This is a genomic window from Nitrospirota bacterium (genome assembly GCA_016212215.1).
Lineage (GTDB): Bacteria > Nitrospirota > 9FT-COMBO-42-15 > HDB-SIOI813 > HDB-SIOI813 > JACRGV01.
This window is the reverse complement of record JACRGV010000080.1, coordinates 13,222-26,129: the sequence shown is the minus strand read 5'-3', so window position 1 is coordinate 26,129 and position 12,908 is coordinate 13,222. Positions and strand designations below refer to the sequence as shown.

Below are 12,908 nucleotides of genomic sequence, written 5' to 3'. Positions count from 1 at the left end.
GGGTTATTTTCTTGTGAAAGATTTTAAAGCAGGCATCAAACAATCCATCGAAGCATTTGCCAGTGGCAGTCTTACTGCAAATGCCTTACACCTTTTTCAAACACTTGGCTACAATACTGAAAGGCAGGCCCCTCTTGATAAACCCACCTATAATACTTTCAAGGAATCATGGATTGATATTCAATCCAAATTTAATGATAGAAATGCGATTGTGGCAGATTGGGATTATGTTGACCTTCTATTCCAGCTTTCAAAAGAAGAGGTGCTGAAACAGACTTCATTATTCAACATAAAGCGGGTTGACAATGCCGTCATAGAGTCATATCTCTTCTTCGCTATTGAACTTATCAAACCTCATTACAGCCGAACTGGCCTTAGCCGTATCACCCGCGAGGTGAACCGTCTATTTCGCATGCCTGTTATTCTGCTTTTCAAACATGGAAATTCGCTGACCGTATCCATTATTGACCGCAGGCCAAACAAGCTGGATAGCACGAAAGACGTCCTCCTGAAAAAGGTATCGCTCATCAAAGATATCAACATCACGAATCCTCATCATGCTCATGTAGAAATACTTTTACAGTTTGCCTTCCCTCAGTTACTTGCCAAATACGGCGCTATTACCACGATGGACGGCCTCTACAAGGCCTTCGTCAAGGTGCTTGACACCAAGGAATTAAACAGAGAGTTTTATACAAAGATTTCCGCCTGGTACTATTACGCTACCAACACGATAAAACTCCCCATACGACCGGAATATTATAAGGATGACAAGGAAAATGTAAAGAATTTCACCGTTAGATTGATATGCCGGATGATATTCTGCTGGTTCCTGAAGGAAAGAGGACTTATCAATCCCAGATTAATAGAACTTCATGACCATCTTGACAAATTCCTGGTACTGGTAAGGAAGACAGATAATGATTTCATCAAGGAGAATAGCTACTATCGGGGCATACTCCAGAATATCTTCCTGAGCTGCCTTAACTCTCCCATGAATCCGGTAAAAAGAAAGGCCGAATATCTTGGGAAGAAGTATCTGCCGGATAATTTTGACTACAAGCTTTTCGACGCCATACCATTTCTCAACGGCGGCCTGTTTGACAGGCTTGAGGAGGATAATTACAACGAGACCATTGAAGACGGTCCTCTCTACATACCCAATGAGCTTTTTTATGCCAATAGCCTTCAGGTAGGCACAGGCAGAAATGCAAGAGAAACTCATGGTTTGAACAAGATTCTGTCACAGTTTGTCTTCACCGTGGATGAAAGTACCCCACTTGAGGAAGAGGTTGCCCTTGACCCGGAGTTGCTTGGCCTTGTCTTTGAAAACCTCCTTGCGGAAATTGACCCGGACGAGAAGGTGGCCAAGAACGCGAGGAAGGAATCGGGCTCTTACTATACACCCCGGAAGGTAATTGACTACATGGTCAACGAGTCCCTCCTTATCTATCTCTCCAACTACTTTAAGCAGCAGGGACAGGCCGGGTTTGTGAAGAAGCTGAACGATTTGATCTACTTCGATCGGATCGAAGACCAGGATACTAAATTCAAGGTTCTGACCGTTGATGCCCTTGATTCCGTCAAGGTGCTGGACCCTGCCTGCGGTTCCGGTGCATTTCCCATGGGGATGCTCCACAGGATTGTCAGCTTATTGAAGAAAGTTGATCCTGAAAACGATTTATGGCTCGAAAGGCAGTTATCCAAAATAGAAGATAGGTTCCAGAGGGAAAACTTTGCGAAGATCCTCAAGCAACATATGGAGGACTATCCCAGGAAGCTGGGTATCATCAAGAATGCCATTTACGGAATTGACAATCAGCCGCTTGCGACACTGATCACCAAGCTGCGCTTCTTCATCTCATTGCTGATTGAGCAGAAGATTGATAAAAGCCTGCCGCAGGAAAACTATCACATCACCCCTCTTCCCAATATCGAAACAAAAGTTATTTGCGCCGATTCACTGATGGAAGTGGATGTTGGTCTTTTCAACGAATCGGTTTTCACCCACCTGCGCAACGCAAAGGAGAGCTACTACAAACCCAATTTGACACGGGAGGACAAGACCGCCATAGCCACAAATGTTGCGGATACATTGGCGACCTATTTCCCTGACTTCGCCCAACGGATTACCGGTAAAAAAATGAATGACCAGAAATCAGAGAGCATACGGAACAGGGAACTCCTGAAGAAGTGGTTCCAGCACGGGAATCTATGCGCTCCGTTCTTCAACCTTGATCTATTTTTCCCTGAATTGATCCACAAGCCTTTTGATATCGTAATCGGCAATCCACCCTATGGCGGCACCGATATTCCTGATGCTATCAAACAAAAGCTGGACTTGAGCTCCAAAGACCCCTACGGCGCCTTCATTGCACGCTTTCTGGGGAACGGACAGAATGCGACACCGCTAAAACCAGGCGGCGTCCTCTCCTTCATCGTCTCCGACACCTTTATGACCATCAAGAGCCACAAGGAACTGCGTCAGCAGATGATGCACAATTATATCCACAAAATGATCCGAGTGCATCCCGATACATTCAAGGCAACGGTCAACACCGCCATCATTGTGTGCGAGCGAAACGTTTATCCAACTAAGATACCGCTGGACAAAATGTTTATAGACCCGGGCCATCACTGCCAGATGGTTGACATGACCAACATCAGTATACATGACGAGCATGAGCGCTTCATTGAAGTTCTCACCTCTACTGAAGGCTTCAGAGAGCGGGAGAATGTTTCTAACCCTGAATACGCCATCTACTATTACCCACAGTCACTAATAATGACCAATTCCAATATTCCCTTCTTTGTGGCTTCGCCGAAGTTATTTTGCATTATGAATAATGTGATTGCACCCACCAACTATTTATCAATTGGAGATGATAAAATCCAGTGCAGACTTGTTGAAATTAATAATAAGCTTTTACAGCTTGCTACTTTGAAATATCTGTTAGTTGAAATTTGTGGGGGAATCAAATCATATGACAATAAAAAGTACATACGATCTTTATCGGGGTCAGGTGGGTATGACAAAGTAAATGGTGACTTGATTGTAAAAAGGCAACTCTCGAGTGAAGAGAAAGCTAATGGAATTATTATAAAGAATGATAAGACACCATATTATTTAGAATTTGAAAAAGGCGGTGAAACCATTAAAGATAATAACCAATTTAATAATTATTTTTATCCGACAGATTTTTATTTTCCTTGGGACAGAGCAACAGTGAGTGAATTAAGACCCAAAAATGCACTAAGAAATCAGCATAGGTATTTTTCTGATGGGGTTGGTGTAACTGCCGCTGGCATTTACTCACCTCTCTTCAGATATACTAAGTTGCAATTGTTCCAAAATGGGTTTCAGGTTATTTTCCCAAAAGATAGCATAGATAAAATTGCCTTACTCGGTATTTTATGTAGCAAACTGGTTAGATATCTTTTCAATAGCATGATCAATCACACAGTCAACTCTAATGCACAAGATATTGAAGATATTCCGATGGTTATTCTTGGTGGTAATAAATTAAACTCGATTGTTTCTGAGGTAATTGAAAGTTTAAAAATTAACCCTGAGTATAATTACGAAAAACAGCAACATGAGATAGATAGATTAGTTTATGAATTGTACGGACTGAACGCAGATGACATCGGTGAGGTAGAAAACTGGTACATACGGCGCTATCCAAAGCTGGCCAAAGCACAGAATAACAATTCACAACCCAAACATGGAAACGACTGATGCAATACTGGTTGGTTAAATCACCTTTCCGTACCCGCTCATGGGGGGATGTCCTGATGAAAGGCACCTTCAAGCTCTACGGAATCCGCAACCACCAGGCAAAAAACAATATTGCCCGGATGGCACATGGAGATGAAGCCCTCTATTATCACGGCCCGTCAGGCAAACAGATATTCGGCATCATGCAAGTTGCTAAATCGCCATTTCCCGACCCGACTACCGCCGCCACAAACTGGCTTGCCGTTGATTTTGAACCGGTCCAAACCTTTGAGCACCCAGTAACTTTGGATCAGATTAAGTTAGAACCGGACTTGCAGCATATCCCCTTGGTCAAACAGCCGAGATTGTCTGTTATGCAGCTTGAAAGAGCGGTGTTTGAGTACATTGTCAGTCTTGGGGCAAGGCATTGAAGCGACATCCCACGCCTTGAAGAGGAAACAGCCCGGCTGGGTTAAGGGTTTTATGGGCTGACAAAGGAGGAGATTGGGTTAATTTGAGGAGAAAAATAATAGAAAGAATGATTAGAGGAGGGTCTACGATGGAAATACTATTTGATTCAAATGCCACTACTCAAACGAAAATAAAAGATTCTGTTTCCCATTTTTTGTCAATCATAATCCCAATAGAATCCAACTATAAAATGCCTATTGTTATATTTCAAGATGGGGTCAAAGGGTCATATTATGTGAAATGCTCATTGTCAGCTAATGATGCAGCGAACCTATGTGATCTTAATGCGAGGCTTGATGTTATTAATAAAGAAAGTTATCGGGCAAATCGTGAACTACTAATGAAGCATGAGACGTATAAAAAGATGGGCTACAGCAGTACCAAGTCTTGAATTATAAGTTTACAACAAGAAATCCCCGCTGTTACCACCTTGTCTAAGGGAACAATTGCTGAGCAGGTGAGTGAGCCTATACAGGTATTGCATTTTTGAAGGATAGATATGAGAAGTGATAATTCAAAACCCCTCCTGCACATGTGCAACTTCCGGCTAAAACTGCTTTGGCGGCTTCAAGTTTTGGTATATTTTTTAAAATCGTATTGCTATAATATCTCTCATGAATGAGGAGGATATTCAAAAGATAGAAGGGTGCCTTAAGAAATATCACGTTGTTACTGCCTACATTTTCGGCTCCGAGGCAAAAGGTGTGGCTGGTGTGTTGAGTGACATAGATGTTGCTGTGTTTATACATACAGATATTAAGAAGGCAGACCGTTTTGATCTGAGACTCAGGCTCTCAAATGATGTGTCAGCCATAATGGGTAAAAGGGTTGACCTTGTTGTATTGAATGAGTCACCTATACAGCTTTCTTATGAAATCATCAGGCATGGGAAATTACTATTCTGCAGTGACAGACCTGCAAAAGTTGATATGGAGCTGGATATATTGTCCAGGTATCTTGACAGGAGATACTATGATAAAAGACATGCAGAGGTGGTACTTCAGAAAATGTCGTCCGGAGGGTTTGCCCGGAAATGACGTTTAAAGAGAAAGTGAGTAGGAAGTTAAATAACCTGAGAGAATATGTGGGATATCTTAATGGTTACCGGAACTCCACTATGGAAGACCTAAAGAGAGATCACACCTTGAGAGGGGCTGTTGAGAGATACATGCACCTTTCTGCCGAATGTGTAATAGATGTTGCCGAGATGATGATTTCTGAACTTGAACTCCGTAAACCGGAGGAATACAAGGAGAGTATTGATATACTTGGAGAGGCTGGAATAATACCGGATGAATTTGCGTATTCTTTCTCTCCTGTAGCAGGTTTAAGAAATATTCTTGTGCATGAGTATACTAAAATAGATTTAGAAGAAATACATCGTCACCTTCAAAAAGACCTTCCTGATTTTGAAAAATTCTCCAAATATATAGCTGATTATCTCAACAGGCTTCCCTAACGTAATCTGTATCAGAACAACAGTGACACTTTACTGCAATGCCATCCTTCCTGAATAACCTTTAATTTCCCCTTAATCCTGCATAGATATAATCTATTCATAAAGAAAATAAATAAGGTACTAAACAATAAAGAAAGAAGAAAAACGAAAGGAGGAAAAAATACAATGGAAAGAGATGAAAAGAAGGCTTTTATCGCCCACGCAGTAATTACACTGGTTTTAGCAGTTGCTATGTTAACCGGCGGACAGTTCTTACTGTAATCCCCAGTAATCCCCAGTAATCCCCAGTAATCCCCAGTAATCCAATGACCCGCTTTATGCGGTCTGCCTGAAAACCTGCTCCGTCCCTCATCATCTGAATATATAACCTGATGAGGGACATTCATTTTAACTTCCTTCTCTACTTCCATCACAGAGACCTTATAACAAGGAAGCTATATATACAAAATTATAAAAGCGTTTTATCAAAATCAAAGAAGCAATCATAGACTTTCTCATATTTAAATTAGCGGCTATGAACCGCTTTTTCCTGTTTTACACGTTCCGCATTTGCAATGGAGAAATAATTCAAATAGAATTGCCGATATTCCCAAAAATCCCCCAAAATAGTTTGACTATCTTCTTCAGGTTTGTTATATTGCCTTTCGATAACGGAAAGTGATAATTTAATATGATACGTAAATTCTTTCTCGGATTTATCAAGGTGCATATCCTGCACCACGCTTCTAAGGAACCGATCTACGGGCTTTGGATAATCAATGAACTGTCCCATCACGGATACAATCTTAGCCCTGGGACTCTTTATCCCATTTTACACACCATGGAAGAACAAGGTTTTCTTAAATCGCAACAAAAACTTGTTGAGGGTAAAATCCGCAAGTATTACCAGACTACCAGAAGGGGTGTAAAGGTGCTGGAAGAGGCGAGGCACAAAATCAAGGCACTGGTAGACGAAGTGTTGTGAACATAAAAATATAAGGAGATTCATTCAACGAATCCATCGCGGCCTGCAACTCCTGCCACTGTACGACTGGCCGACCATTTATTATTATTGCCATGCCGACAACGCCACTATTACTATGAATATGAAGCCAAAAAAAAAGAAAGTCTTCGGCACCATCCGGAATGTATTTGTCAGCGGCCTCGTTAGCTTGTTTATGGATATAAGCTCCGAGATGATCTATCCTATCGTCCCCCTTTTCCTTGCAAACACCCTTGGTGTCAGCAAATCTGCAATCGGCCTTATTGAAGGTATTGCAGAATCAACAGCAAGCATACTAAAGGTTTTATCGGGTTATCTCTCGGACAGGATGGGAAACCGTAAGTGGCTGATGGCAGTAGGTTACGGTATTTCGACTCTTACAAGACCCATCATTGCCCTTGCCACAATCTGGCAGCACGTGCTCGGTTTCAGGTTTGCCGACAGGTTTGGAAAAGGTATCCGTACAGCCCCAAGAGATGCGCTGATTGTAGAGTCTACAGAAAAGGAGTTCCTTGGAAGGGCCTTCAGCTTCCACCGTTCATTGGATACAATGGGCGCTGTAGCAGGTCCTGCCCTTGCATTTTTTCTGCTCGGAAATTTCCCTAATAACTACCGCACGGTCTTCTGGCTTTCAATCATTCCTGGAATCATAGCCGTCCTCCTGATAATCTTTTTCATCAGGGAAACAAAGAAACCAACAACAGGGCAATCCGGCAGGCCCAGACTTACACTCAAACATTTTGATTGGAGATTCAAGTTCTTTGTCCTTATTGCAGCCATATTTGCCGTAGGAAATTCGAGTGATGTATTCCTGATATTGAGGGCTGAACAGAAAGGGATTCAAGACATTATGATCCCTGTTGTATACCTTTTATTCAATCTCATATACTCCATATCTGCAATTCCTTCCGGTATTGCAGCGGACAGGTTCGGCAAGAAGAGGGTGCTGCTTATAGGATTTGTTCTCTTTGCCATCCTTTATTACGGATTTGCAGTCGCAGAGGATGCTGCAACCATTTGGATTCTTTTTGCTTTCTACGGCGTATTTATGGGGCTTACAGAGGGCATACAGAAGGCACTTCTCGCGACCATCATACCGCAGGAATTTAAGGCCACTGCCTTCGGCATCTATAACACAATAGTCGGGATAGCAATGTTCCCTGCAAGCCTTATCGGCGGATGGCTATGGGATCATATTTCCCCGTCTGCGACATTCTACTTAGGGTCTATAACAGCCGGCCTTTCTGCGTCGTTATTCATTGTATTCATTACATTGGTTAGAAAAAAAACAGTATGCACTGATTATTGAAGCTTTAGTATATTTTTAAATAAGGTAACGGAGGGAGGCTATGGCAGAGGAAAGAAGAATGTTTTCTATTGCGGAATTTATCTGCCCGTCAACTGATAAACCAGTCCGGTCAGTGGTACTCAGGAAGGGGGAGTGTTTGCACAGCTTAAAGCCGGAGAAATAGCGTTGGCCAAACCGGGGCAGGTGCATGGGGCAATGAACACCGGCTCAAAGCCTTTCGTGTTTGTCTCTGTTATTGCACCTCACTTAATTGCGTAGCTCATTGATATATGGCGGAGAGAGAGGGATTTGAACCCCCGGTGGATTTTCACCCACAACTGCTTTCGAGGCAGCCGCCTTCAACCGGACTCGGCCATCTCTCCGTGATTTGCTTCGCAACTACTTGTAGCATAATGGCTTGTTGCTACCGGCATATTAACAATTCTGAATAAGCACGTCAAACAGTTTACAGAAAAGTTTGCAGATAAGTTGACAGAAGTTCGATGTCATGGTATCCAATAAATATCTTCGCTTCATACCTTCCGGATTCAAGGTAAAAAATAAAACCCTTGAACAAAAAATCAACATCAAAACTACTTGACTAATAACTGTCAAATAACAAAGTTTATTCTTAAAAACTCACATGAGCCTTCGGCTTACAAAGGGACATGAAAATCAGCGGGACAAGAATGTCCCACCTATCCTCATAGAAATGGATAGGCGGGGTTTTCTTACCCCGCCGGAGGTAATTTCGGGTGAATAAAAAAGGTTTTACTTTTTTAGAAATTTTAATAGTGCTCGCAATCATCGGCATTTTATCTGCCCTTGCTGTATCAGATATTTCTGCATTTACGGATAGGTTATATCTTCAGTCATTTGCAAGGCAAATATCAACTGACCTGCGGGAGATGAAGATGAGGTCTGTCATTGAGCGGCAGAGTTACACTGTTAATTTTGATTCTGCCAATAATTTTTACAACATTACAGGAAGGATAATTAATCTTCCTCCGGGGATTCGATTCGGTTTTTCAGCAGGAGTGCTTGGTCCTCCTGCTAATCCTGTTGAGACACCGGAGGCAGACGGTGTTACCTTTCCTTCAAATAAAATTACCTTTCATCCGCAGGGAAGCAACAGTCTGGGGACAATATACATAACCAATGATAGAAATGAAACCCGTGCATTAAGTCTAACAATAACCGGAAGGGTGAAGATATGGAGATGGGATGGCGAGAGATGGCTTTGAACAAAAACGGCTTCACACTTCTTGAAGTACTTTTTGCACTTACGATCTTTTGTGTATGTTCACTTAGTATTGCAGAAATGCTTATTATCGGCAAAAGGTCAATCGCAAACGGAAACAATTCATTCACTGCTGTACAGGCCGCAAAGGCACAGATGGAATTGCTTAGGGGTTCTGTTTTACAGACCGGCACAGGTGATACTTGCGCTGATCTTCCGGAATCAACAATAACATGCGAATGGTCACTGAAAAAGGATGTGCCTATGCAGGGGCTTTCAACTTTGAAAGTTACTGCAACATGGAATGAAGGGGATAGTAACCGTGAGATTGTTCTTACCGCCGTTAGGTTTGATGGGGGTTAATGGAATGAGTAAAGGATATTCTCTTATCGAGCTTATGATAACAATGGCGATATTTGTGTTTGCTGTTCTAACCTTCAGTAAATTCTTTATCTCAGAACATCACTTATATGCAGTGCAGGAGGCGGATACGGAAATTCAGCAGACACTCAGGAATGTCCTAAATATTGTTAACAGGGAACTGATACAGACAGGATATGGATTGCCTGCTCAGATAAACGGGATAACCAAATTTAAAAAAGAGGAGCTTATTTTCAGGGCAAATATCAGGGATATTGCAACCTCACTTGTATCTGATGCAGTACCGGAACAAAACATCCTCAATGTAATGAACAGTACCGGAACAACTTTTAAAAAAGATGATGTAATCGTCTTATGTGATAAGGTCAATATCAATAGATGTGAGGAACATACACTTTCAGAAAATGGAACAAACAATTCTGTAATCCTGAGTTCCCCTGTTAATGAAACTTTTATTGCAGGCAGCAGGATTAACCTCATAAATACTATCTCCTACAGATATAACAGTTCAAGAAAAGAGTTCCAGAGAAAGATTGACAAGGGTACATGGGAATCTCTTGCAGAAAATATTCCTGCAGACGGGCTGACTTTTTCATATAAAGACAGATCAAACAATACGCCGGTTAACTCATCAGACATTATCAGGATTGATATTTCACTCTCTGTGGAAAGCTTTAGAAAAGACATGCACCTTAATGAAAATGGCGGCTATTGGAGGCGTAGTGCGAAGACTTCAGTCACACTTAGAAATTATCTATGACCGGAGCGGGGCAGCTATGCTGATGACCCTTATGTTCCTACTCCTGCTGACGATAATCGGGGTCTCATCCCTATATTCTGCGTATACAGAGGCGGTTTTATCAAGGAGCATTGAGGCAGATGCACGGGCATTTTACCGTGCTGATTCAGGGATAGCCGAGGGCCTTTACTGGTTTAATTATCCTGACAGATTTGGAGGTAATCCGGCGGATTTCTTTAATAAACGTATGATTGGAAACACCTCATTTTTTAATGAAGGAGGGGTAAGCCAGTACACTGGAACAAAAGATGTTCCTGATATTATATATCCCGCAGAAGATTTCAATCTCAGTGTCTATGCCCCATCTACCCCAGGTGCTATCTGTACTGTAACAAGTACCGGTATTTCAGGAAGGCTTAAAAGGACTATAACAGCCGAGCTATATGAAGAAGGTATCGGAGTAAAAATACGGCAGGGTACATGGCGGTTAGAGTAAGGGTCTGTCATAAAATAACCTATACATTTATGCATCTCATCTTCCGGTCGTCTTTGTGTGCTCCTCAATCGCAACCCCTCAGTTTAGATTCAACTACGCCTTCGGGTTTGCTCAATCGGCCGCACTCAAACCTGACTGAAATCTGAGCGCCTATATGCACAAGTTATTTCATGACAGACCCTTAGATATAAAATTGAAAAATTTAATTATTCCTTTCATTATCAAAAACCAGATGGGGTGTTAATATTCCGCTATGATAATGCCAGACATAAGCCTGAGATTGACGCATCCGGACACAAACACCTCTCTGATGGTAAAGTATCCGCCGCAGAACCTCCCTTATTAAGGGACATTTTTACTGAAATAATGGACTTGTTGTTGTAATCGTATTACACGAAATAAAATAAATAGTGCTTGCCTCACCTACACACCCCCATAAAAAACACTTATGAAAAACTCCACGTCAACTCCTGCCCCCAGGCCATATACGAGGCGTGCAACAGAAAGATAATCAGCAGGTAAAAATACCTACGTTCATCCGAAAATAACTTCCGGCGGGGTAAGAAAACCCCGCCTATCCATTTCTACGAGGATAGGCGGGACTTTCTTGTCCCGCTGATTTTCATGTCCCTTTGTGAAACCCTCGGTTCATGGGAGTTCATCCTCAATTGCTTTTACAAAACATACCTAATTCCGGCGATTGAAACCGGTTTATAGTTCTAATATAATGTCTCCCAAAATTTACAACTAAAAAGAGGGCAATGTTTCAGATAGGATAGATTAAACGCACTTTGTTCTTACAGAACGGAGGGCGTTATTACTCCGCAGGTTTTTTTCTTGGGATTGTAAGGATGAATTCAGTATCAATCAAATCGAATTTTACTTCTTTTTGAATTGCCTTTTTTACGGACTCTATAATTCTTAATACACCGCTTCCTATATCTGTTACAAGGCCCATCTTGGCAAGAAGATTGTATATTGTAGGATTTCTCAGTACATGAGCGCCGCCCATTTTCATGCTCTCTATTGTCACAGTATTAGGAAGTTTTCCCGGTGTTCGGAACTCTATCCGATCTCGGAAGATAAATATTCTGATAGGAGAACTGATGGTGTAATCGCGATGGGCAACAGCATTCACGAGTGCCTCACGTAGAGCCTCAGTAGGGATTTCAGGGAATACCTCAGGTTCAAGGTCTTTTATCCTATGTTCTTCCGTCAGATACAACCTCAGAAAATTCATGGAGTTCTCAAGTACCTGATGCATCTTTCCTGTAATTTCCTTTTTATCCATCGGAGGTACAGATATATCTTTACCGTCTATATAGGCTGCAACCACTTTTGCGTGCGGATAAAAACTCTGAGGGTTTTCTCCAAAAAACAGAAGTCCTGTAAGTGTAGGTTTTCCTCCTGACGACAGTACCCTTAAATTTCTCATATAATTCTCAGACAGCCTTTCGGTAGCCTCCAATTTTAAGTATTCCTTTACAAATGATTTGAAAAAATATCGGTCAAGGTCATCTATCGCAGCCTTATAAATTTCTGTTTCGTCATAGAATACATCTCCTGCTGACTGAAATAATCTTAGCAGTTCTTCCCTTGATGCCTGCCTGCACCGGTTTGCGCTCCTGACATAGTAAATGCCTTTTATTGTTCTGTATGGTCTCTGCTCACCCTTTGGGATATTTACAATAAGAACCATCTTGTCATCAATATTAACAGTCTCCTGTAATACGGTGATGGGCGGTTCACACCTGTTAAATGCAATATCATCTATCCTTCTTATTGTTTCATCAACATCCTCAATCCCGGTTATGTCACCATTATCGGCGACACCCAAAAATATTTTCCCCCCGTCAGTATTGGCAAAACTTGTTATCGTTTTTGCCGTCTCTTCATTATCTATAATCATCTCCTTAAATTCTGTATGATGGCCTTCACCTTTTGCTATTATTTCTTTTATTTCAGATGTCTTCATATTTTTATTGAAAATGCATTAATGAATCTTCTTTGCTGTTGTGGGTCTAACCTAACAGATACATTTTTTGATGTCAAATTAAATAAGTTTGTCAACCCAAGACCCGCCCCCTACTGTGTCAATAACGTCAATAAAAGGAATGACGTCCATGCTCAAGCC

The 12,908-nt window shown here is 41.7% G+C and carries 12 protein-coding genes, 1 tRNA gene and 1 pseudogene; 12 read left to right on the top strand and 2 right to left on the bottom strand.

Annotated elements, in window-relative coordinates; translation table 11 throughout:
- Positions 1–13 precede the first annotated feature (13 nt).
- The 8 genes and pseudogenes from HZA08_07210 (at position 14) to HZA08_07175 (ending at position 8,197) form a co-directional block, all read left to right on the top strand.
- Positions 14–3,739, top strand: a complete 3,726-nt coding sequence (locus HZA08_07210) for an Eco57I restriction-modification methylase domain-containing protein (GenBank protein MBI5193213.1) — start codon at positions 14–16, stop codon at positions 3,737–3,739.
- Positions 3,739–4,149 (top strand): EVE domain-containing protein, encoded by a 411-nt coding sequence (locus tag HZA08_07205; GenBank protein MBI5193212.1) that lies wholly within the window; start codon positions 3,739–3,741, stop codon positions 4,147–4,149. The genes HZA08_07210 and HZA08_07205 overlap by 1 nt, the downstream gene beginning before the upstream one ends.
- A gap of 128 nt (positions 4,150–4,277) precedes the next feature.
- Positions 4,278–4,580 carry a hypothetical protein gene (locus tag HZA08_07200; protein MBI5193211.1) on the top strand — a complete coding sequence of 101 codons (303 nt, stop codon included), beginning with the start codon at positions 4,278–4,280 and terminating at the stop codon, positions 4,578–4,580.
- 223 nt (positions 4,581–4,803) lie between these two features.
- Positions 4,804–5,226, top strand: coding sequence for a nucleotidyltransferase domain-containing protein (locus tag HZA08_07195; GenBank protein MBI5193210.1), 423 nt, complete (start codon positions 4,804–4,806; stop codon positions 5,224–5,226).
- A complete protein-coding gene (locus HZA08_07190; protein ID MBI5193209.1) occupies positions 5,223–5,648 on the top strand; it encodes a DUF86 domain-containing protein in 426 nt (141 codons plus the stop codon). The genes HZA08_07195 and HZA08_07190 overlap by 4 nt, the downstream gene beginning before the upstream one ends.
- A gap of 670 nt (positions 5,649–6,318) precedes the next feature.
- Positions 6,319–6,612 (top strand): helix-turn-helix transcriptional regulator, encoded by a 294-nt coding sequence (locus tag HZA08_07185; protein MBI5193208.1) that lies wholly within the window; start codon positions 6,319–6,321, stop codon positions 6,610–6,612.
- Positions 6,613–6,733: 121 nt separating this feature from the next.
- Positions 6,734–7,939 carry an MFS transporter gene (locus HZA08_07180; GenBank protein MBI5193207.1) on the top strand — a complete coding sequence of 402 codons (1,206 nt, stop codon included), beginning with the start codon at positions 6,734–6,736 and terminating at the stop codon, positions 7,937–7,939.
- Positions 7,940–7,979: 40 nt separating this feature from the next.
- Positions 7,980–8,197: pseudogene (locus HZA08_07175) on the top strand (hypothetical protein).
- A 12-nt stretch (positions 8,198–8,209) separates the two neighbouring features.
- Here the strand turns inward: HZA08_07175 and HZA08_07170 are convergent.
- A tRNA-Ser gene (locus tag HZA08_07170) sits at positions 8,210–8,301 on the bottom strand.
- Between the two features lie 372 nt (positions 8,302–8,673).
- Between HZA08_07170 and HZA08_07165 the strand changes: the two genes are divergently transcribed.
- Genes HZA08_07165 through HZA08_07150 form a run of 4 tightly spaced genes read left to right on the top strand, consistent with a single transcriptional unit; the run spans position 8,674 to position 10,774 of the window.
- A complete protein-coding gene (locus HZA08_07165) occupies positions 8,674–9,162 on the top strand; it encodes a prepilin-type N-terminal cleavage/methylation domain-containing protein (protein MBI5193206.1) in 489 nt (162 codons plus the stop codon).
- Positions 9,153–9,521, top strand: a complete 369-nt coding sequence (locus tag HZA08_07160) for a prepilin-type N-terminal cleavage/methylation domain-containing protein (protein ID MBI5193205.1) — start codon at positions 9,153–9,155, stop codon at positions 9,519–9,521. Before HZA08_07165 ends, HZA08_07160 begins: the two co-directional genes overlap by 10 nt.
- Before the next feature lie 4 nt (positions 9,522–9,525).
- Positions 9,526–10,299, top strand: a complete 774-nt coding sequence (locus tag HZA08_07155) for a prepilin-type N-terminal cleavage/methylation domain-containing protein (protein MBI5193204.1) — start codon at positions 9,526–9,528, stop codon at positions 10,297–10,299.
- On the top strand, positions 10,235–10,774 hold the full coding sequence (locus HZA08_07150; protein ID MBI5193203.1) for a hypothetical protein: 540 nt from the start codon (positions 10,235–10,237) through the stop codon (positions 10,772–10,774). The genes HZA08_07155 and HZA08_07150 overlap by 65 nt, the downstream gene beginning before the upstream one ends.
- Before the next feature lie 817 nt (positions 10,775–11,591).
- Here the strand turns inward: HZA08_07150 and HZA08_07145 are convergent.
- On the bottom strand, positions 11,592–12,749 hold the full coding sequence (locus HZA08_07145) for a putative DNA binding domain-containing protein (protein MBI5193202.1): 1,158 nt from the start codon (positions 12,747–12,749) through the stop codon (positions 11,592–11,594).
- Between the last annotated feature and the right edge of the window lie 159 nt (positions 12,750–12,908).